This window comes from Amycolatopsis sp. VS8301801F10 (assembly GCF_046195355.1).
GTDB lineage: Bacteria > Actinomycetota > Actinomycetes > Mycobacteriales > Pseudonocardiaceae > Amycolatopsis.
This window is the reverse complement of record NZ_CP176065.1, coordinates 3803634-3827457: the sequence shown is the minus strand read 5'-3', so window position 1 is coordinate 3827457 and position 23824 is coordinate 3803634. Positions and strand designations below refer to the sequence as shown.

At 71.3% G+C, this 23824-nt stretch carries 19 protein-coding genes and 1 riboswitch; of the genes, 11 read left to right on the top strand and 8 right to left on the bottom strand.

The window, feature by feature from the left end:
- Positions 1–380: 380 nt before the first annotated feature.
- Positions 381–1136, top strand: coding sequence for an adenosylcobinamide-GDP ribazoletransferase (locus tag F9C11_RS18100; protein ID WP_409186044.1), 756 nt, complete (start codon positions 381–383; stop codon positions 1134–1136).
- Between the two features lie 131 nt (positions 1137–1267).
- Here F9C11_RS18100 and F9C11_RS18095 read toward each other — a convergent pair whose 3' ends face one another.
- Genes F9C11_RS18095 through F9C11_RS18075 form a run of 5 tightly spaced genes read right to left on the bottom strand, consistent with a single transcriptional unit; the run spans position 1268 to position 6704 of the window.
- Positions 1268–1696, bottom strand: coding sequence for a hypothetical protein (locus tag F9C11_RS18095; RefSeq protein WP_409186043.1), 429 nt, complete (start codon positions 1694–1696; stop codon positions 1268–1270).
- 50 nt (positions 1697–1746) lie between these two features.
- Positions 1747–2769 carry an Rv2231c family pyridoxal phosphate-dependent protein CobC gene (cobC, locus tag F9C11_RS18090; RefSeq protein ID WP_409186042.1) on the bottom strand — a complete coding sequence of 341 codons (1023 nt, stop codon included), beginning with the start codon at positions 2767–2769 and terminating at the stop codon, positions 1747–1749.
- Positions 2762–4114, bottom strand: coding sequence for a cobyrinate a,c-diamide synthase (locus F9C11_RS18085; protein ID WP_409186041.1), 1353 nt, complete (start codon positions 4112–4114; stop codon positions 2762–2764). Before F9C11_RS18085 ends, cobC begins: the two co-directional genes overlap by 8 nt.
- Positions 4108–4722 (bottom strand): cob(I)yrinic acid a,c-diamide adenosyltransferase, encoded by a 615-nt coding sequence (cobO, locus tag F9C11_RS18080; RefSeq protein WP_409186040.1) that lies wholly within the window; start codon positions 4720–4722, stop codon positions 4108–4110. The genes F9C11_RS18085 and cobO overlap by 7 nt, the downstream gene beginning before the upstream one ends.
- Positions 4722–6704: a putative cobaltochelatase gene (locus tag F9C11_RS18075; RefSeq protein WP_409186039.1), complete on the bottom strand. Its 1983-nt coding sequence runs from the start codon at positions 6702–6704 to the stop codon at positions 4722–4724. Before F9C11_RS18075 ends, cobO begins: the two co-directional genes overlap by 1 nt.
- Before the next feature lie 70 nt (positions 6705–6774).
- On the opposite strand from F9C11_RS18075, the gene cbiE reads away from it, so the two are divergent.
- From cbiE to F9C11_RS18045, 6 genes are read left to right on the top strand one after another with little or no spacing between them, the layout of a single operon-like run.
- Complete coding sequence (gene cbiE / locus F9C11_RS18070) at positions 6775–7923, top strand: precorrin-6y C5,15-methyltransferase (decarboxylating) subunit CbiE (RefSeq protein ID WP_409186038.1); 1149 nt, start codon at positions 6775–6777, stop codon at positions 7921–7923.
- Entirely contained in the window at positions 7920–8681 is a 762-nt protein-coding gene (cobM, locus tag F9C11_RS18065) for a precorrin-4 C(11)-methyltransferase (protein ID WP_409186037.1), read from the top strand. Before cbiE ends, cobM begins: the two co-directional genes overlap by 4 nt.
- Positions 8678–9688, top strand: coding sequence for a Gfo/Idh/MocA family protein (locus F9C11_RS18060; protein ID WP_409186036.1), 1011 nt, complete (start codon positions 8678–8680; stop codon positions 9686–9688). The genes cobM and F9C11_RS18060 overlap by 4 nt, the downstream gene beginning before the upstream one ends.
- Positions 9685–10413: a cobalt-precorrin-6A reductase gene (locus F9C11_RS18055; RefSeq protein ID WP_409186035.1), complete on the top strand. Its 729-nt coding sequence runs from the start codon at positions 9685–9687 to the stop codon at positions 10411–10413. The genes F9C11_RS18060 and F9C11_RS18055 overlap by 4 nt, the downstream gene beginning before the upstream one ends.
- Positions 10410–11069 (top strand): 5,6-dimethylbenzimidazole synthase, encoded by a 660-nt coding sequence (gene bluB / locus F9C11_RS18050; protein WP_409186034.1) that lies wholly within the window; start codon positions 10410–10412, stop codon positions 11067–11069. Before F9C11_RS18055 ends, bluB begins: the two co-directional genes overlap by 4 nt.
- An 18-nt stretch (positions 11070–11087) precedes the next feature.
- Positions 11088–14183 (top strand): arabinosyltransferase domain-containing protein, encoded by a 3096-nt coding sequence (locus tag F9C11_RS18045; RefSeq protein ID WP_409186033.1) that lies wholly within the window; start codon positions 11088–11090, stop codon positions 14181–14183.
- Between the two features lie 63 nt (positions 14184–14246).
- On the opposite strand, the gene F9C11_RS18040 is transcribed toward F9C11_RS18045, so the two are convergent.
- From F9C11_RS18040 to F9C11_RS18030, 3 genes are read right to left on the bottom strand one after another with little or no spacing between them, the layout of a single operon-like run.
- Positions 14247–15764 (bottom strand): precorrin-2 C(20)-methyltransferase, encoded by a 1518-nt coding sequence (locus tag F9C11_RS18040; RefSeq protein ID WP_409186032.1) that lies wholly within the window; start codon positions 15762–15764, stop codon positions 14247–14249.
- Positions 15761–16384 (bottom strand): precorrin-8X methylmutase, encoded by a 624-nt coding sequence (locus tag F9C11_RS18035; protein WP_409186031.1) that lies wholly within the window; start codon positions 16382–16384, stop codon positions 15761–15763. The genes F9C11_RS18040 and F9C11_RS18035 overlap by 4 nt, the downstream gene beginning before the upstream one ends.
- Positions 16381–17499 carry a precorrin-3B synthase gene (locus F9C11_RS18030; RefSeq protein WP_409186030.1) on the bottom strand — a complete coding sequence of 373 codons (1119 nt, stop codon included), beginning with the start codon at positions 17497–17499 and terminating at the stop codon, positions 16381–16383. The genes F9C11_RS18035 and F9C11_RS18030 overlap by 4 nt, the downstream gene beginning before the upstream one ends.
- A gap of 96 nt (positions 17500–17595) precedes the next feature.
- Here F9C11_RS18030 and F9C11_RS18025 point away from each other — a divergent pair, with 96 nt between their 5' ends.
- The 4 genes from F9C11_RS18025 to cobN all read left to right on the top strand — a co-directional run bounded on the left by F9C11_RS18025 (position 17596) and on the right by cobN (position 23443).
- Positions 17596–18501, top strand: a complete 906-nt coding sequence (locus F9C11_RS18025) for an ABC transporter ATP-binding protein (protein ID WP_409186029.1) — start codon at positions 17596–17598, stop codon at positions 18499–18501.
- On the top strand, positions 18498–19352 hold the full coding sequence (locus F9C11_RS18020) for an ABC transporter permease (protein ID WP_409186028.1): 855 nt from the start codon (positions 18498–18500) through the stop codon (positions 19350–19352). The genes F9C11_RS18025 and F9C11_RS18020 overlap by 4 nt, the downstream gene beginning before the upstream one ends.
- Positions 19353–19358: 6 nt before the next feature.
- On the top strand, positions 19359–19604 hold the full coding sequence (locus F9C11_RS18015) for a helix-turn-helix transcriptional regulator (protein WP_409186027.1): 246 nt from the start codon (positions 19359–19361) through the stop codon (positions 19602–19604).
- Positions 19605–19709: 105 nt separating this feature from the next.
- Positions 19710–19785, top strand: a riboswitch (cobalamin riboswitch).
- Positions 19786–19837: 52 nt separating this feature from the next.
- A complete protein-coding gene (gene cobN / locus F9C11_RS18010; protein ID WP_409186930.1) occupies positions 19838–23443 on the top strand; it encodes a cobaltochelatase subunit CobN in 3606 nt (1201 codons plus the stop codon).
- The last annotated feature ends 381 nt before the right edge of the window (positions 23444–23824 follow it).

The window sequence follows — 23824 nt, the reverse complement described above, 5'->3', positions numbered from 1 at the left end:
GGAGGGCGGTGCGGGGCTTGGTCGCGACGGTCGGGCGCGGCTCGTTCCGGGGCGCGGCCGGTCGGGCGGCTCGGTGGGCGGTCGACCTGGTCACGTGGAAAGCAGAAATCCCACCGGGATTGGACCGGGCCCGGGTCCCGACGCTTGGCCGCCGTGCCGCCCGGGGCACGGCCGGTCGATCGGCCCGGAAGGCGGTGCGGGGTTTGGTCCCGGCGGTTGCCCGCGACCCGGCCAATCGATCAGCTCGGAAGGCGGTTCAGGGCTTTGAGCGAGGCAGAGTCTTCAGTTCAGCACCGGACTCGGTTTACCGCTCAATCGGCGGGGCGGCGCGGTGTCCGCCTCACCGGGGGACGCCCCGCCGTGGCATCGGGGAGCAAGCCGTGATCCCGCTGAGCGACGGCATCCGGCTCGCCGCGGGAACCCTCACCACCGTCCCGGTTCCGGCGCCGCGCGCGATTGATCGGCGGGTCGCGGGCGTGGCGATGACGCTCGGTCCGCTGGCCGCCCTCCCGCTCGCCGCGGTGGCGGGGCTCGTCGTGGCGGGCGGGGGCGCGCTCGGGCTTCCCGCGCTGGCCGTCGCGGCGCTGGCGCTCGGGGCGGTGGCCCTGGGCAGTCGCGGGTTGCACCTCGACGGGCTCGCCGACACCGCCGACGGGCTCGGTGCCTCCTACGACCGCGCGAAAGCCCTCGACGTCATGCGCCGCGGCGACTCCGGGCCCACCGGCGTCGCGACGCTGCTCTTCGTCCTGCTCGTCCAAACCGGCGCGCTGACCGGCGCCATCGCCCACGGGCACGGGATCGCCGCCGCGGTCCTGTCCGTCCTGTGTGGACGGTGTGTGCTCTCGCTGTGCTGCGCGCGAGGGGTCCCCTCGGCCCGGCCGGAGGGGCTGGGCGCGACGGTCGCCGGATCGGTCCCGGCCCTGGTCGCCGCAGCGGTCTTCGTGCTCGCGGCGGGGTGCGCCGCGTTGACGCCGGGATTGCCGTGGTGGCGAGGGGTTCTCGCAGTGGCACTCGGTTACGCGGCGGCGGCGGTGTTGCTGGCCCGATGCGTACAGCGAATCGGCGGAGTGACCGGCGACGTCCTCGGCGGTTGCGTCGAGGTCGCGGTAGCTGCGGCCTTGTTGACGACCGCCTGAGGAAGAGCGGGGTCAGGGGTGCCTCAAGCGAATCGGCGGAGTGACCGGCGACGTCCTCGGCGGTTGCGTCGAGGTCGCGGTAGCTGCGGCTTTGTTGGCGACGGCCTGAAGGACAGCGGAACCAGGACGCCTCAGACGAAGAACTCCCCGATCCACGCACCTTCCGTGCGCACGGCTTCCGCACGCACCTGCCGCGCGAAGTCGTCGATCGCGGCATCGATCTCGGCGGCTGGACGCACGGCGCCGGATACCGCGTCGATCGCCTGCCAGCCGTCGGCAGTGCGGCAGATCCGCAGAGACCACCGGGACTCCAGCGAAAGAGACCGGAACTCGAAGTCCGGCCGGTCCGCCTCCGGGCAGGCCTTCCATTTCCGCAGCGCCACGGCGAGTTCCGCGACCGGGAACGACTGCCAGGCGCACAGCACGATACCGTCGTCCACGACTTCCAGGTCGGCTTCCACGTTGACGAAGACGTCGCCCTGGCTCCGGCAACGCAGATCCGAGGTGTCGAAGCGGGAGTACGCGAACTTCAGCCCCCGGTTGCCCGTCAAATCCCCCATGACGCCATTCTAACCATCCCGCGCCGGGCTTTGGTTCCGAACTCGCGAATTCACCGCGCTCCGAAACCATTCAACACCGCAAGAAAAGCGTCCGTAGTCGCGCGGTCTCGGACTGCGATGCGCAGGTGGTCCGGTCCCAGTCCGGGGAAGGTGTCGCCGCGGCGGACGGCGTAGCCTGCTTCGCGCAGCCGCAGCCGGACGGCTGCTCCGCCTGGCACCCGGATCAGCACGAACGGGCCTCGCGGGGCGCCGAGGACGGGGATTCCCATGGCGGCCAAGCCGGATTCCAAGTAGTCGCGGTCGGCTTCCGCGGCGGCGGCCAGCTTTTCCGCTTCTTCCAGTGCGGCGGGGCGGCAGCAGGCGACCGTCGCCACAGCGGCCAAAGTGGACACTGACCAGGGTGGCTGAACGGCGCGCAAGCGGGCGATCAAGGAAGGCTCGCTGAGGACGTACCCGGCTCGCAAACCCGCCAAACCCCACGTCTTGGTGAGGCTTCGCAGCACCACCACGCCCGGGATTCGTTCTCCGGCAAGGCTTTCGACCTCTCCGGGGACGGCGTCGAGGAAAGCTTCGTCCACCACGAGCGTCCGGCCGGGGCGCGCCAGCGACCGTAAAGCATCTGCTGGGTGCAGGACCGAGGTGGGGTTGGTCGGGTTGCCGACGAAGACCAAGTCAGCCGATTCCGGGACCAGCGCCGGATCCAGCTGGTAACCGTCCGCTTCAGACAGGATGACCCGGTCGACCGAGTGCCCGGCGGCGCGCAGGGCGGCTTCCGGTTCGGTGAATTGCGGGTGGACCACCACCGCGTGCTTCGCCGGGAGCGAAGCCAGCAGCGTGAACGCTTCCGCGGCGCCGGCGGTCACCAGGACGTCTTCGAAATCCCGGCCGTGCCGGGCGGCGACGGCTTCCGCGGCGTGAGTCGGGTCGGGGTAGGCGGCCAGGTCGTCGAGGGCGGCGGCGAGTTCCGCGCGCAGCCATGCTGGCGGAGCGGGGAGCCGGACGTTCACCGCCAGATCTACGAGTCCTTCGCCGACTTCGCGATCGCCGTGGTGGTGGAGGTCGTACTCAGCCATGGACCGCCGCCGGGGAATGGGCGCGCACTCGCGAGGCGAACCGGTCGGCCAGTTCGGGATGCCCGGCCCAGTGCACGTGCAGGTAGGACGCGTGCAAGGAATCCGAGGCGAATCCGTCGAGTCCGCGATCCCAGCCCCACGCAGCGGTTTCCCCGTGCGCGGGGGTGATTTCGGTGCGGTGGAATTCGTGGCCGGTGACCCGTTGCCCGGCCGCGGCGAGCACGTTGTCCGCGACCGAGACCGCCCGGCGGTAACCGAGTTTCCCGCGCGAAGTCATGGTCGCGTCCGCGGCGACGGCGCCCACCATCGGCAGTCCGTCCAGGGAACGGCACAAATACAGCAAGCCCGCGCATTCCGCGCTCACCGGCATGCCCGCGTCGATCGCCGCGCCGACGGCGGTCCGCAGTTCCACATTGGACGACAGCTCGGCGGCGTGCACTTCCGGGAATCCGCCGCCGAAGTACAACCCGGCACAATCCGGAGGCAAGGCCTTGTCCCGCAAGGGATCGATGTCTACGACGTCGATTCCGCGAGCCGTCAGCAGTTCGATGTTCTCGGCGTAGCGGAAGGTGAACGCCGGACCGCCGGCGGCCGCGAGTGTCGCACGTGGACCGTCCCACTCCGGCCCGGCATTCCACAAAGGACCAGTCAGCGCGGGGGCACTCCGAGCGACCCGCACGACGGCCTCGAGATCGACTCCGGCCGCGACCCACTCCGCCAGTTCCGGCAGCAGCCGCTGAGATTCCGCAGCTCGTTCGGCGGCCGGAACCAAGCCGAGATGACGGCTCGGCGCGTGCACGTTTTCGTTGCGCCGCAACGCACCCAGCAACGGAACACCAGTCGCTTCCAGCGCGGTGACGATCTCGTCCTCGTGCCGTTGCGAGCCCAGCTTGTTCAGGATCACCCCGGCGAGCCGGACGCGCGTGTCGTACTGCGCGAACCCCAGCACGGTCGCCGCGACGCTGCGGGAAGCCGCCGAAGCGTCGACTACCAGCACGACCGGCGCGTTGAGCAGCCGCGCGACATGGGCGGTAGACGCGTAGCCTTCGGTGCCCAAAGCGCCGTCGAAAAGGCCCATCACGCCTTCGATCACGGCGAGGTCCGCGCCCGCGGAACCGTGGCGCAGCAACGGAACCAGCGCGTCCTCGCCCTGCAGGAACGGATCCAGGTTCCGCGCCGGACGGCCGGTGGCGAGCGAATGGTAGCTGGGGTCGATGAAGTCCGGGCCGACCTTGTGCCCGGACACGGTGTGCCCGGCGGCGCGCAACGCGGCCATCAGCCCGGCCGCGATGGTGGTTTTGCCGTGCCCGGAACCAGGCGCGGCAATGACGACCCGGGCTACCACTCGATCCCCCGCTGGCCCTTCTGCCCAGCGTCCATCGGGTGTTTCACCTTCGTCATTTCGGCGACCAGATCCGCGGCCTCGATCAATTCCGGCGGCGCGTACCGGCCGGTGATCACGACGTGCTGGTGCCCGGGCCGGGAGGCCAATGCGGACACGACGTCGTCCACTTCGAGCCAGCCCCATTTGAGCAGGTAGCTGAATTCGTCCAGGACATAGAAATCGTGCGTCTCGGCGGCGAGCCGGCGTTTGATTTCCGCCCAGCCCTCCCGCGCGTTCGCGGCATGGTCCTCTTCAGACCCTGGTTTGCGCGACCAGCTCCAGCCCTCGCCCATTTTGTGCCACTCGACCGGACCGCCCTGGCCCGTGTCGTCGTGCAGCTTCCCGAGCGCCTTGAACGCGGCTTCCTCGCCCACGCGCCATTTCGCCGACTTCACGAACTGGAACACGCCGATCGACCAGCCCTGATTCCACGCGCGCAACGCCATTCCGAACGCCGCGGTGGATTTCCCTTTCATCTCGCCGGTGTGCACGGCGAGCAGCGGCCGGTTGCGGCGCTGCCGCGTGGTGAGCCCGTCCTCCGGCACGACAGCCGGTTTTCCCTGCGGCATCAGGCAGCCCTCCCCGTCCGTTCGCGCACCGCCGAGGCCAGCGATTCAGCGGCCACAGTGGACAGTGGCACGTGCTCGGCTCCCAAGTGCCCGGCCAATTCCGCGGCGAGGCCGAGCCGCATCCGGCCGGTCTCGCAGTCCATCACGATCGTCGTCACGTCGGTCAGCAACCCCGCGGCGGCCTTGGCCCGGGCCACCGCGTCCGGACCGCTCGTGGCGCGGCCGTCGGTGACGAGCACCAGCAACGGACGGCGGCGCGGATCCCGGATCGCCTCGACCCGCAGCACTCGCGCGGCCTCCAGCAAGCCCTCGGCGAGCGGCGTGCGTCCGCCGGTCGGCAAGCCTTCCAGCCGGTCCGCGGCGGCTTCGACGCTGATCGTCGGCGGGAGCGCCAGCTCGGCTTCCGCGCCACGGAACGTGACCAGACCGACCTTGTCCCGCCGTTGGTAGGCGTCCAACAGCAGGGAAAGCACGGCGGTCTTCACTTCCCGCATCCGGGCCCGCGCGCCCATCGAGCCCGAAGCGTCCACACAGAACAGCACCAGATTGCCTTCGCGGCCTTCGCGCAGCGCGAAGCGCAGATCCGCCGACCGCACTTCGAGACCCGTCCCGGACCGGCCGCGCGCCCGCTGATGCGGTGCCGCAGCACGGATCGTCGCGACCAGGTGCGGCCGACCGTCCCGCACGCTGGGCGGCTGCACGCCGATCGTCCGGCCGGTGTCGGTGATCGCCCGCGACCGGCGGCCGCGTTCGCCCTCGCCGGTGCCCTTCACGCGGAACACCCGCGCGCGAAAGGTATCCCCGGCGCCGACCGTCTTCTGCGGCGAAGACCCATTGCCCGAGGGGGCCGGAGTTTCGCCGCGGTCAGCGGGCGGAGCGCCCTCAGCCGGGCCGCCGTCCGGAACCGGGCCGCCGTCGTCCGGACCGGGGCCGCCCTCGCCGGGCCCGTCGTCGTCCGGCCCCTCCGGCGGCGGCTGCGAATCCTCCAGCGCCTGTTCCAGCTGTTCCTCGGAAATCCCCGGCGCGTCGAACGGATTCCGCCGCCGCCGGTGCGGCAGCGCGAGCCGCGCGGCGACCCGGATGTCCTCGGTGGTGACCTCGTCGCGGCCGGCCCACGCCGCGTGCGCGACCGCCGTCCGCGCCGTCACGATGTCCGCGCGCATGCCGTCGACCTCGAACGACGCGCACACCTCGGCGATCTGCCGCAGCGCCTCGTCGGGCAGCTTCACCGAAGGCAAAAGCCGTTGCGCCGCTTCGATCTCCGCCGCCAAAGCCGCGTCCGCCGCGGCGTAGCCCTCCGCGAAACCGTCCGGATCCGCCTCGTAGGCCAGCCGCCGCCGGACGACCTCGACGCGCTGCTCCGGATCCCGGCTCGACGCGACCTCGACGGTCAGCCCGAACCGGTCCAGCAGCTGCGGCCGCAGCTCGCCCTCCTCCGGGTTCATCGTGCCGATCAGCACGAACCTCGCCGCGTGCGAGACGGAAACGCCCTCGCGCTCGACCGTCGCCCGGCCCATCGCCGCCGCGTCGAGCAGCGTGTCCACCAGGTGGTCGTGCAGCAGGTTGACCTCGTCGACGTACAGCAGCCCGCGATGCGCGGCGGCCAGCAGGCCGGGCTGGTAGTCGGTGACGCCCTCCGACAGCGCCTTCTCCAGGTTCAGCGAGCCGACGACCCGGTCCTCGGCCGCGCCGACCGGCAGTTCCACCAGCCGCGCCGGCCGCCGGTGCGCGGGAGCGCCCGCCGCGTGCGGACCGTCCGGGCACGCCGGGTCCGGCGAGGCCGGGTCGCAGGAGAACCGGCAGCCGTCCACCACGTCGACGCCCGGCAGCAGCCCGGCGAGCGCGCGCACCATGGTCGACTTCGCGGTGCCCTTCTCGCCCCGCACCAGCACCCCGCCGACCGCGGGCGAGATCGAGGACAGGACGAGCGCCAGACGCAGGTCCGGCATCCCGACGACAGCGGTGAACGGATAGGGCTTCAAGAGCACTCCCTCGTGGGTCGGCGTCCGGCCGATCATCGCACAGCGAAGCTCTCGCTTAGGGTGGGAAATCGTGCGCGAAGAATCACGCCTGACGGTGGTCGGGATCGGGGCCGACGGATGGGCCGGGCTGACCCCCGCGGCCCGTGCCGCCGTGCGGCGGGCGGACGTCGTGCTCGGCTCGGAACGGCAGCTGAAGTCCCTGCCGGAAGACCTCCGCACCCTCCCGTGGCCCAGCCCGCTGCTGCCCGCGCTCGACGCGATCCTGGCCGGGCAGACCGGTCGCGTCTGCGTGCTGGCCAGCGGCGACCCGTACCTGTCCGGCATCGCCACCACCCTGCGCGACCGCGGCTACGCGCTCGACGTCCACCCCGCGGTCTCCTCGGCGACGCTGGCCCGCGCGCGGCTCGGCTGGTCGTTCGAGGAAACCGAGGTCGTGACGGTCGTCGGCCGCGCCGTCCACCGCGTCGCGCGAGCCCTGGCCCCGAACCGGAAACTGCTGGTGCTGGGCGGCTCCGCACCGGAACTGCGCGAGCTGCTCAAAGCCCGCGGATACGGCGATTCCGTCCTTACCGCCTGGGAAAACCTCGGCGCGGACGACGAGCGAAGCACCGACGGCTGGACCCACGACCCCGGCCCGCTCACCGTCTTCGCCGTGCACTGCCAAGGCCCCGGCCTCCCGCTCGTCGGACTCCCCGACGACGCCTACGACCACGACGGCCAGCTCACCAAACGCGACCTCCGCGCGTCCGCCCTCGCCCGGCTCGCCCCCGCTCCGGGCGAACTCCTGTGGGACGTCGGCGCGGGCGCGGGCAGCATCGGCATCGAATGGTCCCGCGCGCACCCGCTGAACCGCGCGATCGCGATCGAACGCGACCCGGCGCGCGCGGAACGCATCCAGCGCAACGCCAACACCCTTGGCGTGCCGGAATTACAGGTGGTCACCGGCCCGGCGCCGGAGGCACTGGCCGGGCTCCCCCGCCCGGACGCGATCTTCGTCGGCGGCGGCCTGACCGGGCCCGGCGTTCTCGACCGGTGTGTCGAAACCGACGCCCGGATCGTCGCGCACGGTGTCACCCTCGAAGCCGAGCAGCTCCTCGCCGCCGCCTACGCCCGGCACGGCGGGGAACTGCAGCGAATCTCCGTGGAGCACGCGAAACCGCTCGGCGGGTTCACCGGATGGACGCCGTCCCGGGCAGTCACGCAGTGGAGCTGGAAATGACCGTTTACTTCATCGGCGCCGGTCCGGGCGCGGCCGACCTGATCACCGTGCGCGGCCGCGACCTGCTCGCGCGCTGCCCGGTGTGCCTGTACCCGGGCAGCATGACGCCGACCGACCTGCTCGCCTACTGCGCGCCGGACGCCGAGCGCGTCGACACCGCGAACCTCAGCCTCGACCAGATCACCGCGAAACTGCTCGAAGCGCATCGAGCCGGGCGTGACGTGGCAAGGCTGTGTTCGGGAGATCCGTCGCTGTACAGCGCGGTCGCCGAGCAGGTGCGGCGGCTCGAACCGGAAGGCGTGCCGTACGAGATGGTGCCCGGGGTTCCGGCGTTCGCCGCGTCCGCCGCCGTGCTCGGCCGCGAACTGACCGTGCCGGGCATCGGGCAAAGCCTGGTGATCACGCGTGCGCAGGCGAGGTCGACCGCGATGCCGGACGGCGAAACGCTGGAGAATTTCGCCCGCACCGGCACGACTCTCGCACTGCACTTGGCGATCAACCACATCGAGCGCGTCACCGAAGAACTCGCCGGGCACTACGGCGCGGACTGTCCCGCCGCCGTCGTCGCGCTGGCCAGCCAACCCGGCGAAACCGTCGTGCGCGGCACGCTCGCCGACATCGCCGGTCAAGCGCGGGCCGCCGGAATGACCCGCGCGGCCACGATTTTCGTCGGCCGGGTCCTCGCCGCGGGCGGATTCCCGGACAGTTTCCTGTATTCGAGCACCCGGGACCGGGCGAGCCAACCGGAGTCGTTGTGACCGATCTGCGCTGGGGCCTGCTGGCCACCGGGACCATCGCCGCCGAATTCGCCGCGGGCGTCGAGCAAAGCCGCCACGGCGTGCTCGCCGCGGTGGCCTCGCGCACGGCCGAGCGGGCGCGCGAGTTCGCGACCAGGTACGAAATCCCGAAGGCGTACGGCAGCTACGAGGAACTCCTCGCCGACCCGGACGTCGACGCGGTCTACGTCGCCACTCCGCACGCGCAGCACGAGGAATGGGCGATCCGGGCCGCCGAAGCCGGCAAGCACGTGCTGTGCGAGAAACCGCTCACGCTCACCGCGGCCGACGCGGAGAAAGTGATCGACGCCGCGCGGCGCAACGACGTTTTCCTCATGGAAGCGTTCATGTACCGGCTGCATCCGCAGACCCGACGGCTGGTCGAGCTGATCGAATCCGGCGCGATCGGCGAGGTCCGCGCGGTGGACGTGACGTTCAGCTTCGATTCCGACGAGAACGACGCGGCCCGCCTCGGCGATCCCGCGCTCGGCGGCGGCGGAATCCTCGACGTCGGCTGCTACTGCACCTCCCTGGCGCGGCTGGTTTCCCAGGCCGCGACCGGAATTCCGGCGGTGGAGCCGACCCGCGTCACGGGCATGGCGCGGCTCACCGAAAGCGGCGTCGACGAGTTCGCGATGGGCCTGCTGCGGCTGCCCGGCGACATCATCGCCCAGCTGTCCTGCGGCTACCTGCTCGCCCAGGACGACCACATCCGGATCTACGGCACCACCGGCCAGCTGTACGTGCCGAAACCGGCGTGGATCCACGAAATGCGCACGCCGGGCGTGTCGGCGATCGTGCTGACTCCGTCGGACGGCGAACCGGAGGTCATCGAAATCGAAGCCACCCAAGGGGTCTACGCGCGGGAAGCCGATTACGTCGCCGCGCACGTCGCGGACCGGCAGGGCCCGGAGCTGACCTGGGCCGAAACGCTCGCCAACATGCGCACCCTCGACCGGTGGCGCGCGGCCGTCGGGTACGGACGATGACCGTCCTGATCCTGGGCGGCACCGCGGAGGCCCGCGACCTGGCCGCCGAACTGCACGAACGCGGCGTCGCGGTGGTCTCGTCGCTGGCCGGGCGCGTCACGCGACCGCGGCTGCCGGTCGGCGAAGTGCGGATCGGCGGATTCGGCGGCGTCGAAGGCCTCACGACCTGGCTGCGCGAACACGGCGTGCGGGCGGTGGTCGACGCCACGCATCCGTTCGCGGAACGCATCGGCGCCAACGCTTTCCACGCCGCCCAAGCCGCGGGCATCCCCCTCCTGCGGCTCGCCCGCCCCGGCTGGCAACCGGGCGACGCCGACCGCTGGCACTGGGCCGACGACCTCGAAGAAGCCGCCGCGCTCCTGCCCGGGCTCGGCACCCGCGTGTTCCTCACCAGCGGCCGCCAGGGCCTGGCCGCGTTCGCCGACCTCGACCCGCTGTGGTTCCTGATCCGCTGCGTCGACCCGCCCGGCCAGCCGCTGCCCCGCGCGCACGAGGTGGTGCTCGACCGCGGCCCGTACCGCCTCGACGGCGAACGCGCGCTGATGACCGAGCACGACATCGACGTGCTGGTCACCAAGGACAGCGGCGGCGCGATGACCGCCGCGAAGCTGACCGCCGCGCGCGAACTCGGCCTGCCGGTCGTCGTCGTGCGCCGCCCGCCCCGTCCGTCCGCCGCGGAAACCGCGGATGTCGCCGCCGCTGTCGAATGGGTGCTCGACCGATGAATCAACTGTTCTACGACGTCCTGCACCGCCGCCGCGACGTCCGCGCCGAGTTCACCGGCGAGCCGATCGACGACGCCGTCCTCACCCGGGTGCTCGAGGCCGCGCACGCCGCGCCGAGCGTCGGGATGAGCCAGCCGTGGGACTTCGTGCTGGTCCGCGACCCCGGCACGCGCGAGAAGTTCGCCCGCCACGTGCACGAGGAGCGCGAAGTGTTCGCCGCGTCCCTGGACGGCGAGCGCGCCGAGACCTTCGCCAAGATCAAAGTCGAGGGCATCCGCGAAGCGACCCTCGGCATCGTCGTCACCTACGACGAGCAGCGCGGCGCCCCGGCCGTGCTCGGGCGGCACGCGATCGCCGACGCCGGGCTGTACTCGGTGTGCCTGGCTATCCAGAACCTGTGGCTCGCCGCGACCGCGGAGGGCCTCGGCGTCGGGTGGGTGAGTTTTTACCGCGAACCCGTGCTCGCGGACCTGCTCGGCATCCCCGCCGGGATCCGGCCGGTGGCCTGGCTTTGTGTAGGACCGGTAACGAATCTGGCCGAGGTCCCCGACCTGGAGAGGCACGGCTGGCGCAGCCGCGCGCCGCTGGCCAGCGCTTTACACCACGAGCGCTTCACACCTCGGGACGAGGGGTCCGCGCAACCACGCCAACCCTGACCCAATAGATTTCCTCTAATGCGTCCGATTGCCGTAGTGCTGGGGTTGCTTTCGGCGCTGTGCGCCCTGGCCTATCCCTTCCTGCCGGTAGTGCAGGACACCGCGGAAGTCGTCTGGCCCGTCGCCTCCGACACGCGTTCCGTCAACGCGCCCTTGACCGGGTACTGGGCCCAGGACCTGAAGGCCGAGCTGCCGTGCGAGACGATCCGCTCGCTCGACGCGCGCACGAACGGTCCCGCGCTGCTGTTCTCCACCGTCCCGGACGGGCGGACCGGCAAGCACGCGGCCAACGGCGTCGGCCTGCAGCTGCGCGTCGACAACGGCGTGCTCCTCGCGTCGAGCCAGGGCCAGCAGATCGCGCAGCAGCCGCTCCCGCAGGAGGGCTGCTCGGTCACGCTGGACTCGGACGCGACCCAGATGACGCTCTCGGTCGGCAAGACCCCGATCTTCCACACCACCGGCGACGTCCGGCCGCGCGTGCTCGGCATCTACTCCTCGATCACCTCCGCGCGCGACCCGATCGCCGGGCTGCACGTGTCGGTCGTCCCGGACACCCGCTACCAGACCTCGCCGACCACGCTGAAGCTCGTCGTCGGCATCCTCGCCGCGCTGTCGTTCCTCGGCTGCCTGATCGCGGTGTGGCGGATGGACTCCGGGTTCGCCCGCCGCGCGCCGCGCTGGGCCCCGGTCGGCTGGTGGCGGCTCACCGGCCGCGACGCGACGGTGTTCGGCGTGCTCGGCGCGTGGGTCTTCATCGGGCCGGTGACCTCGGACGACGGCTACATCCTCACCATGGCCCGGGTCACCGAGGCCACCGGCTACCTCACGAACTACCACCGCTGGTTCGGCGTCGCGGAGGCCCCGTTCGGCTGGTTCTACCACCTGTACGAGCTGATGACGCACGTCAGCACGGCGCCGCCGTGGATCCGGCTGCCCTCGTACCTGCTCGGCGTGATCAGCTGGCTGCTGATCAGCCGCGAGGTGATGCCGCGGCTGGGCACCCAGGTCCGGCGCAGCCGCGCGGCCGGCTGGGCGGCCGCGGCGGTGTTCCTGGTCTGGTGGATGCCCTACAACAACGGCGTCCGGCCGGAACCGGTCGCCGCGCTCGGGTCGCTGCTGGCCATCTGCGCGGTCGAACGCGCGCTGGTCACCCGCCGGCTGCTGCCGCTGTGCCTCGGCCTGACCGCGGCCGCGTTCACCCTCGCCGCGACGCCGACCGGGCTGATCGCCGTCGCCCCGTTCCTGGTCGCCGGGAAACCGCTGTTCAAGCTGGTCCGGCAGCGCTCGGCGAGCGGCTGGCTGCCGATGCTCGCGCCGATCCTCGCGTCCGGCTTCCTGGTGCTCGTGGTGATGTTCGCCGACCAGACGTTCGCGACCGTCCAGGAGGCCACCCGCATCCGCACCGCGGTCGGCCCGAACCTGTCGTGGTTCCAGGAACTCGCGCGCTACCAGCTGCTGTTCGAAAACCTGCCGGACGGCTCCGCGCCGCGCCGGTTCCCGGTCCTGCTCGTGCTGCTCTGCACGGTCACCTGCCTGGTCGTGCTGCTGCGCCGCGGCCGGATCCCCGGGGCCGCGCTCGGGCCGAGCCGGCGGCTGATCGGCACCACCGCGCTGTTCTTCCTGCTGCTCGCGCTGACCCCGACGAAATGGACGCACCACTTCGGCGCGTTCGCCGCGGTCGGCGCGTCGATGGCGGCGCTCACCGCGTTGGCGACCAGTTCGACCGTGCTGCGTTCCAACCGCAATCGCGCGGCGTTCCTCGCCGTGCTGCTGGTGGTCGGCGCGCTCGCCGCGACCGGGCCGAACACCTACTGGTTCGTCTCGCGGATCGGCGTGCCGTGGACGAACGTGGCGCCGTCGATCGGCGGCATCCCGCTGTCGACGATCCTGCTCGGGGCCGCGGCGATCGCCGGGATCTACGCCTTCGTGGAGAACGTCCGGGCGCACCGGCCGGGTCCGGCGCTGACCCAGCAGGAAGGCCGGAGCCGGTCGCTGCGGCTCGGCTCGCTGTCGCTGGTCGTGGTGTGCGGCCTGGTCGCGGCGGGCGAGATCTACACGATGGGCGCGGCGATCTACTTCCAGCGCGACAGCTACAGCCTGGGCGCGGCCAACATCGGGCACCTGTTCGGCAAGAGCTGCAACCTGTCCGACCACGTGATGGTCGAACGCGACGCGGCGAAGAGCATCCTGCACCCGCAGCCCGAGCAGCGGACGGTGCCGGAGAAGCCGGTGACGCAGAACCCGCCGAACCCGCTGCCGAACCCGGATCAGGACAACGGCCGGGTCCAGACCGGCTTCCACACCAGCCCGGTCGACGACAAGGACCCGCTGGCCGAACCGCCGCACGGGTTCAAGCAGGACCAGGTGCCGATGTGGAGCAGCTACCTCGACACCCAGACCCGCGCCGGACGGCTGCGCAGCGACTGGTACGCGCTCACCGACCGGACCGAGAACGGCCAGATCGTGGTCGCCACCGCGAGCCAGCCCCGCCGTCCGACGTCGGTGAGCCTGGAGTACGGCGTCACTACGCCCGAGGGCGTGCGCGTGCTGCGCGGCCAGTTCGCGCTGCCGCCCGGCGCGGGCACCGGCGGCTGGAACGACACCCGGATCAACCTGCGCGACCTGCCGCCGGAAACCACGTCGGTGCGGATCGTGATGGTGGACAACGACCTGACCGAGGACGGCTGGATCGCCGCGTCCGCGCCGCGCGTGCCGACGTTCACCACGCTCACCGACAAGCTCGCGGGCAAATCGGTGTACATCGACTGGCCCGCGTCGTTCGTGTACCCGTGCGCGAACCCGGTGACCTCGCACGACGGCATCTCCGCGATGCCGGACTACCGGATCACCCCCGGCCAGCTCGCCGACGAGGCGAAGTGGGCGTCCAGCACCAACGGCGGCCCGAACGGCTGGCTCGAGGAGATCGCGGAAGAGCCCGAGGTGCCGAGCTACCTGAACGGGCAGCCGTACCAGTCGTGGGGCCAGCTGCTGCAGATCGAGCCCTACACGACCGGAGTCGCGCCGACCGTGCGACACGGCGAGAAGACGGTGTGGGGCTGGTGGTCGCCCGGACCTGGACCTTCGCAGCCGAACGGCAAGGACCCGACGCGCTAGCGGCCTCGTGAGCGGCAATCGCGGTTCTAACCGGGATCGCCGCTCACGACGTCTCGCGCAACGTCAGGAATAACTCCGCGGCGTCCACACAACCGACCGCCCGTCCGGCCCTTCCTCCACCACCGTGCGCGACGAGCCCACGATCAGCAGGCACCGCATGTCCACTGTGGACGGATAAAGCCCGCCCAGCGTGGTGACGCGGATGTCCTCCTCCGGCCCGCCGACGTCCCGCGCCACCACCACCGGCGTCGCCGGATCCCGGTGCCGCAAAAGGACTTCCCGCGCGTTCGCCAGCTGCGTCACCCGCGTCCGCGAAGCCGGGTTGTACAGCGCCAGCACCAAATCCGCCGCGCCGGCCGCGTCCAAGCGGCGCTCGATGATCTCCCACGGCTTCAACCGGTCCGAAAGGGACAGCACGCAATAGTCGTGGCCCAGCGGCGCGCCGACCCGCGACGCGGCCGCCTGCGCCGCCGTCACCCCGGGCACGATCCGCACCCGCGCGCCGGCCCCGTTCCCGGCCGAAACCTGTTCCAGCACCGCCGAAGCCATCGCGAACACGCCCGGATCCCCGGACGACACCACGGCCACCCGCGCCCCCGAAGCGGCCAGCTGCAGCGCCTCGACCGCCCGGTCCGCCTCGACCCGGTTCCCCGACGCGTGCCGCTGCTGACCCGCCCGCTGCGGAACCCGCGCGACATACGGTCCGTAGCCGACGATGTGGTCCGCCGCCGCCAGTTCCGCCGACGCTTCCGGCGTCAGCCACTCCGGCCCGGCCGGACCGAGCCCGACGACGACCACCTCGCCGCCTTCCGTCGGAGCCGGAGCCGGAGCCGGCGAAGCGGCTGCGGGTTCCACCCGGGACCGGTAAGCCGGACTGGGCAGCAAGGCCAGGGAAAAGTACGGCACCGACTCCGGATCGACGTCCGCGAACGGCTCCACCCGCTGCTGTCCCCAGGTCGCGCGCTCGACGTACCAAGCATCGTCCAGCTTGCCCGACTCCGCGAGCGCTTCGCGCACCGAACCGAAGGTACGGCCCAGTTTCAGCACCGCCGCCGCTTCGGTGTCCGCCAGCCGCCGCGCCAATTCGGGCGCCGGCAACGTGCCCGGCAGCACGGTGAGCACTTCGTCGCGCTGCACCAACGGACGGCCGAGCACCGACGCCGCCGCGCTCACCGACGTCACCCCGGGCACGACCTCGGCCTCGAACCGTCCGGCGAGCCGCTCGTGCATGTACATGTAGGAGCCGTAGAAGAACGGATCGCCTTCGCACAACAGCACCACGTCACGCCCGGCGTCGAGGTGCTCGGCGAGCTTTTTCGCGCTCAGCTCGTAGAAATCGGCGATCGCGCCTTCGTACCCGCCGGGATGGTCGGTGGTCTCGGTGGTGACCGGGTAGACCAGCCGCTCTTCCAGCTGTCCCTCGCGCAGATACGGTTCAGCCACCGACCGCGCGATGCTCCGCCCGTGCCGAGCGCTGTGGTAGGCGATGACGTCCGCCTCGCCGATCAGCCGCGCCGCTTTGACCGTCATCAGTTCCGGATCGCCGGGACCCAGCCCGACGCCGTACAGCCGCCCCGTCATTCGGCCGCGCTCGCGATCGCATTCACGGCGCCGACGGCCATCGCGCTGCCGCCGCGCCGCCCGTGCACGACCAGGTACGGCGCGGGCGCCCGCTTCGCCAGCTCCACTTTGGACTCCGCCGCGCCGACAAACCCCACCGGCACCCCGATGATCGCGGCCGGTGCGCCGACGCCCTCGTCCAGCAGCTCCAGCAACCGGAACAACGCGGTCGGCGCGTTGCCGATCGCCACCACCGAACCGGGCAGCCGGTCGCGCCACAGTTCCAGCGCGGCGGCCGACCGCGTGGTGCCGAGCCGTTCGGCCAGCCCGGGCACGCTCGGGTCGTCCAAAGTGCACACGACGTCGTTCGCCGCGGGCAAGCGTTTGCGCGTGATGCCGCTGGCGATCATCTTCGCGTCGCACAGGATCGGCGCGCCCGCCTCCAGCGCGGCCCGGCCCGCTTCGACCACGTCGAGCGAGTAGCGCAGGTCGTCGACCAGGTCGACCATGCCGCAGGAGTGGATCATCCGGACCGCGACGCCCGCGACGTCGTCGGGCAGGATCGCCAGGTCCGCCTCTTCGCGGATCATGGCGAACGAGTGCCGGTAGATCTCGGCCCCGTCCCGCAGGTAGTCGATCACGAAGGTCCCTTTCTCGCCAACGCATCCGCCAAGTCGGACGTCCAGCGTCCGTCGACACGGTAGCCGCCGGGTTCGGCGACGACGTCGCGGTGGGGGCCGGACGGTCGTCCGCACCGCCGTGCACAACCCGAGACGTGCACCCGCTGCCCGTCCGCGACCAGTGTCGCCGCGTCCGCGCGGACGTCGGCGAGAGACTTCGCACACCCCGGCGCGCCGATGCAGGCGCTAAGCTCCGCCGTCGCCGGATCGGTCGAGAGCCCCGCCGCGCGCAGGTGTTCGACGTCCGCGCCGCCGGGCAGCAGGACCGAACGCCACGGCGTGACCACGACGTCGCCGAAGTCGGCCAGCGTGCGCAACTGAGCGGCGGTCAACTGCCCGAATCGCGGCGCGACCCCCACCGCCTCGCCGCCGTCGTCGCGCTGGATCCTCCCGACCGTCGGGTCGATTCGGCTCGGGCGGGTTCGCGGTGCCGCTCGCGGGCCGTCCGGCAGCAGCGTCGAAGGCTCGGCCAGCTCCCCGATCCGCCAAGCCGAACCACGCCTGCACGCAAACGCTTCCGCCACTGCGAGCAGCGCGGACCCCGCTTCGTCCCGGGAGACCACCCAGCCGGAATCAGCGCCGGCCAGCAGCACCACCCCGGTCTCCGGACCGATCGCGCGCCAGCAGACATCCGTGCCCACGACGTCGCCGCGCCCGTCGTCGAAGCCGAACAGGAACCGCCCCGGCAGGTCGGCGAGTTCCGGCCGGGTGCACAACGCGCGATCCAGCGCCGCGGAAAGCCCCCGGACGTCCGCGAGCCCCCCGCGCACCCCGCTCAACGGCGAGGCCAGCACGTTCCGCACGCGTTCGTGACTGGGCGACGGGAGCAGCCCGGCTTCCGCCAGCCGTCCCGCCAAGCCCGGCCGGCGCACGCCGCGCAGCTGGACGTTCGCCCGCGAGGTCAGGTGGACGTTGCCGTCCCCGAGGTCTTCCGCGCAAGAAGCCAAGGCCCGCAACCGATCCGCGGACACCGCGCCGCCGGGAAGCCGGACCCGGGCGAGCGGCCCGTCCGCCGCGTCATGCGTCGCGAAGACTCCGGGACACGCGTCGGCACGCACGCGGGCAGGGGTGGACATGGCGCTCACTGTAACCCGCGAGGCTTTTAACAGGGTTGCGACCAGATGTAGTACATCTGCTACATTCCATCGCACAGGTAGGAGGGGGTTCATCCCATGAGAGATCAAGCGGACACCGTGCTCCGCGTCGAGGGCTTGCGCATGCGCTACGGCGCGAACGACGTGCTGCACGGCACGTCGTTCACCGCGCACCGCGGCGAGGTGCTGTGCCTGCTCGGCCCGAACGGGGCGGGCAAGACCACGACGATCGAAATCCTCGAGGGGTTCCGCATGCGGTCCGCGGGCGAGGTGTCCGTGCTGGGCACCGACCCGGCGCGCGGCGGCGAGGACTGGCGGGCGCGGCTGGGGGTCGTTCTGCAATCCTGGCGCGACCACGGCAAATGGCGCGTGCGCGAGCTGCTCGACCTGCTCGGGTCGTTCTACGCGCCGTACTCCACCGGCCGGATCCGCCGCCCGTGGGACACCGACGAGCTGATCGAGGCGGTCGGGCTTTCCGAGCACGCGGGCAAGAAGATCCGGATGCTGTCCGGCGGGCAGCGGCGCAGGCTGGACGTGGCGATCGGCATCGTCGGCCGTCCCGAACTGCTGTTCCTCGACGAGCCGACCGCCGGGTTCGATCCGCAGGCGCGGCGCGATTTCCACGAGCTCGTGCACCGGCTCGCCGACGACGACACCACGATCCTGCTCACCACGCACGACCTCGACGAGGCCGAGAAGCTCGCCGACCGGATCCTGATCCTGAGCGGCGGCCACATCGTCGCCGACGGGTCGCCGGACCAGCTGAGCAGGCAGATCGCCGGCGAGGCCGAGGTGCGCTGGAGCATCGACGGGCAACGGTTCGTGCACTCGACCACGGAGGCGACGAAGTACGTGTACGACTTGTTCAAGCAGCACGGCGATGCGGTCGCCGACCTGGAGGTCCGGCGCGCGTCGCTGGAGGAGACCTACCTGACGCTCGTGCGGCGCGCGGAGTCCGGGCTGGCTGAGGCAGGTGCGCGATGACGGCGTCGGCGAAGCGGGCCGCGGCGCGGATCGGGCTCCGCCGCGGGCTCGTCGAATTCCGCCAGCAGTGGACGAACCGGGACGACCTGCTCGGCCAGATCGTGTGGCTGGCGATGATCTTCGGCACGCTGTTCTTCATGCGCGGCGCACAGCTGCCGGGCACGTCGCTCTCGCTGGGCGCGGCGACGGTGCCGAGCGTGATCGGCGCGGGCGTCGTGTTCAACGGCCTGTCCGCCGTGGCCGGGGCGCTGATCGTCGACCGCGAGGACGGCACGCTGCTGCGCGCCAAGGCGACGCCGAACGGGATGCTCGGCTATCTCATCGGCAAGGTCACGACCTTCTCGCTGGTGCAGGTCGCGGGCATCGTCGTGATGCTGGTGCCCTCGCTGTTCCTGTTCCCCGGGCTGGCCCCGGACGGGTTCCTCTCGTTCCTGAACCTGGTGTGGGTGCTCGTCGCCGGCCTGGTCGCGACCATGCCGATCGGGGCCGCGATCGGGTCGCTGATCCAGGATTCGCGGATGATGGCCCTGGTCATGCTGCCGATGCTCGGGCTCGGCGCGATCTCCGGGATCTTCTACCCGATCGCCACGCTGCCGGTCTGGCTGCAGGACGTCGCGCAGGCGTTCCCGATGTACTGGCTCGGCCTCGGCATGCGCTCGGCACTGCTGCCCGGCCAGGCGGTCGTCGTCGAAATCGGGCAGTCCTGGCGGCCCTGGGAGACCCTGGGCGTGCTGCTCGCGTGGGCCGTGATCGGATTGGTGCTGGCCCCGATCCTGCTGAAGCGGATGGCCCGGCGCGAATCGGGGTCGTCGGTGGCGGCGCGACGGGAAAGGGCACTTCAGCGTGTGTGAGGCGCGGTGAGCGAGAACGTCTACAACCGCATCGCGGTGCTGCGCGCCGAGCGCGGCATCTCGCGGCGGCAGCTCGCGGACGCGCTCGGCGTGCACTACCAGACCATCGGGTACCTGGAGCGCGGCGAGTACAGCCCGAGCCTGTACCTGGCGTTGCGGATCGCGGAGTTCTTCGAGGTCGCGGTGGAGGTGCTCTTCTCCACCGCGCCCTTCCCGCGGATCGGGGACGACAGCAAGCCGCAGGTGTCGTGAGCGGCGATCCCGGTTCTCACCGGCATCGCCGCTCACGAGTCCCTGCTCACCTTGACGGCGCCCGCGCGCCCGGCGAGAGTAGGAAGGCACACGCGTCGGCACGCGGAGGAACCCGGTGGAAATCCGGGGCGGTCCCGCCACTGTGACCGGCGGCCCCGCGGCCGCCGGCAGCCAGGAACTCCCGCCGGCGTGCCCGACGACCCGGGGCGCGGACACCCCGAGTGAGGAACGCCGTGATCCTGCTGCTGTCCACTTCGGACACCGACCTGCTCAGCGCCCGGGCCAGCGGCGCGGACTACCGCCTCGGCAACCCGTCCCGGCTTCCTCTCGGCGATCTGCCGGGGCTGCTCGACGGCGTGTCGATCGTCGTCGTCCGGATCCTCGGCACGCCGCGGACCTGGCAGGAAGGCCTGGACACGCTGCGCGCGTCGGGTGCGCACGTGGTCGTGCTGGGCGGCGAGCAGACGCCGGACGCGGAGCTGATGAAGCTCTCCACGACGCCCGCCGGGATCGCCGCGCAAGCGCATCTGTACCTCGCGCAGGGCGGTCCGGAAAACCTCACGCAGCTGCACCGCTTCCTGTCCGACACCCTGCTGCTCACCGGCGAAGGCTTCGAACCGCCCGCCGAACTGCCGTCGTGGGGCGTGCTTTCGCGGCCGGCTTCTTCGAACGACGGCCCGGTCATCGGGATCCTCTACTACCGCGCGCACCACCTGTCCGGCAATACCGGTTTCGTGCACGCTTTGGCCGACGCGGTCGAGTCCGCGGGCGGCCGCGCGTTGCCGATCCACACCGCGTCCCTGCGCACGCGTGCGCCGGAGATGATGGCTGAGCTGGCCAAGGTCGACGCTTTGCTGGTCACCGTGCTGGCGGCGGGCGGCACCCGTCCGTCGGAAGCCGGAGCCGGCGGGGACGACGAATCGTGGGACGTCGCGGAAATGGCCGCGCTGGACGTGCCGGTGCTGCAGGCGTTGTGCCTGACCAGCGACCGCGAAACCTGGTCCGCCAGCGACGACGGCCTGTCCCCGCTCGACGCGGGCAACCAGATGGCGGTCCCGGAATTCGACGGCCGGATCATCACGGTCCCGTTCTCCTTCAAGGAATTCGACGACGACGGCCTCCCCCGCTACGTCGCCGACCACGAACGTGCCTCCCGCGTCGCCCGCATCGCCCTCGCGCACGCGCGACTCCGCCACACCCCACCGGCTTCGCGGCGGATCGCGTTGATGCTGTCCGCGTACCCGACGAAGCACTCGCGCGTCGGCAACGCGGTCGGCCTCGACACCCCCGCGTCAGCGATCAAACTCCTGCGCCTCATGCGCGAACGCGGCTACGACCTCGGCCCCGACGCTTTCCCCGGCGTCGACCCGACCGGCACCGACCAGCCCGACGGCGACGCGCTGATCCACGCCCTGATCGCCGCGGGCGGCCAGGATCCCGAATGGCTGACCGAAGAACAGCTCTCCGGTAACCCGATCCGCGTCCCCGCCGCCCGCTACCGCGAGTGGTTCGCCGCGCTGCCGGCCGAGTTGCGGGAAGCGATGGAAGAACACTGGGGCCCCGCACCGGGTTCGCTGTACGTCGACACGTCGGCGAACCCCGAGGGCGACATCGTCCTGGCGTCGCTGCAGTCCGGCAACGTCGTGCTGATGATCCAGCCGCCGCGCGGATTCGGCGAAAACCCGGTCGCGATCTACCACAACCCGGACCTGCCGCCGAGCCACCACTACCTCGCCGCGTACCGCTGGCTGGAAGAGGAATTCGGCGCGCACGCGGTCGTCCACCTCGGCAAACACGGTTCGCTGGAATGGCTGCCCGGCAAGACCGCCGGCCTCTCCGCCGCCTGCGCCCCCGACGCCGTGCTGGGCAATCTGCCGCTGGTGTACCCGTTCCTGATCAACGACCCCGGCGAAGGCGCGCAAGCGAAACGCCGCGCGCACGCGACCATCGTGGACCACCTGGTCCCGCCCATGGCGCGCGCCGAGTCCTACGGCGACCTGGCCCGGCTCGAGCAGCTGCTGGACGAGCACGCCAACATCGCCGCGATGGACCCGGCGAAACTCCCGGCGATCCGCGCCCAGATCTGGACCCTCATCCAGGCCGCGAAACTCGACCACGACCTGGGCGTCGAAGAACGCCCGCACGACGCCGAGTTCGACGACTTCCTGCTGCACATCGACGGCTGGCTGTGCGAGGTCAAGGACGCCCAGATCCGCGACGGCCTGCACATCCTCGGCGAAGCCCCGACCGGCGAGGCCCGCGTCAACCTGGTGCTGGCGATGCTCCGAGCCCAGCAAATGTGGGGCGGCAAGCAAGGCGCTGTGCCGGGTCTGCGCTCCGCCCTCGGCCTGAAGGAAAACTCGGACGCCCCGCTGTCCGAAGTAGACGCCATCGAGGCGACCGCGCACCAGCTGGTTTCCTTGATGGAGACCCACGAGTGGGCCCCGTCTTCAGTTTCTCCAGTGGTCACCGAGGTCCTGGGCGCTTTCGACGCCGAAGTCGCCCGCGTCCTGACCTTCGCCGCCACCGAAATCGTCCCCCGCCTGGCCGGCACGTCGTCCGAAGCAGACGCGGTCCTGCACGCCCTGGACGGCGGCTACATCCCGGCGGGCCCCAGCGGTTCTCCCTTGCGCGGCCTGGTCAACGTCCTGCCGACCGGCCGCAACTTCTACACCGTGGACCCGAAAGCCATCCCCAGCCGCCTGGCGTGGGAAACCGGCCAGGCCCTCGCGGACTCCCTGCTCCGCCGCTACCGCGAAGACACCGGCGACTGGCCGCGGTCGGTCGGCCTCTCGGTGTGGGGCACGTCGGCCATGCGCACCTCCGGCGACGACGCCGCGGAAGTCCTGGCGCTGCTGGGAATCCAGCCGGTCTGGGACGAGGCTTCCCGCCGCGTGACCGGCCTCGAGCCGATCCCGCTGTCCGAACTGGGCCGCCCGAGGATCGACGTGACAGTCCGCATCAGCGGCTTCTTCCGCGATGCCTTCCCGCACGTCATCACCCTGCTGGACGACGCCGTCCGCCTGGCCGCGTCCCTGGACGAACCGGAATCGGCCAACTACGTCCGCGCCCACGTCAACGCGGACCTGGCTCTGCATGGGGACAACCGCCGAGCCACCACCCGCGTCTTCGGCTCGAAACCCGGCGCCTACGGAGCGGGCCTGCTCCCGCTGATGGACTCCGGAAACTGGCGCGACGACAAGGACCTGGCCGAAGTCTACGCAGTCTGGGGCGGCTACGCCTACGGCCGAGACCTGGACGGCCGCCCCGCGCGCGAGGACATGGAATCGTCGTACAAACGCATCGTCGTCGCCGCGAAGAACACCGACACCCGCGAACACGACATCGCCGACTCCGACGACTATTTCCAGTACCACGGCGGAATGATCGCCACAGTCCGCGCCCTGACCGGCTCCGCCCCCGCGTCCTACGTCGGCGACTCCACCACCCCCGACGCAGTCCGAACCCGCACCCTTGGCGAAGAAACGGCCCGCGTCTTCCGAGCCCGGGTAGTCAACCCGAGGTGGCTGTCGGCCATGCGCCGCCACGGCTACAAGGGCGCCTTCGAACTCGCGGCAACCGTGGACTACCTCTTCGGCTTCGACGCCACCGCGGGCGTGGTGGGCGACTGGATGTACGAGAAGCTGTCGCAGTCGTATGTGCTGGACGAGGAAAACCAGCAGTTCCTGCGAGACGCGAACCCGTGGGCCCTGCGGGGGATTATCGAACGCCTGACGGAAGCCGCCGACCGGGGGTTGTGGGAGGAACCGGATCCGGAGTTGATGGCCCAGATGCGCGAGGTGTACCTGACTTTGGAAGGTGATCTGGAGAACGACTGACCTGGTTTCGGGTTGCCGCGGATGGCCTGGACCGACTGAGGCGACCTTGAGCCGCCGCCCGGGTTGACAACGCGACTGAGCCGGTTAGCGACTTCGCTCGGCAGCGCCCTGCCCCGCTGCTGGCGATCGACGAACGTGACTTCACTGTCTTCGGATCACTGCCCTGTCGACGACCTCCCTTTGTCCGCGCTGCTCCGTTGCCCCCGCAGGACTTCTGCCGTCCCCACCCCCTCCGCCTGCTCCCGCCCCCGACCAGCCCTCGACGCAGCCACCGCGCAATACGTCCCGCTAACCCGCTCAGCGTCTTGCCGCGGATCCCGCTCCGCCATCGCCGTCTGCGCCCCTCACTAGACCAACGGCATCACCGCCCCGGCGAACGCC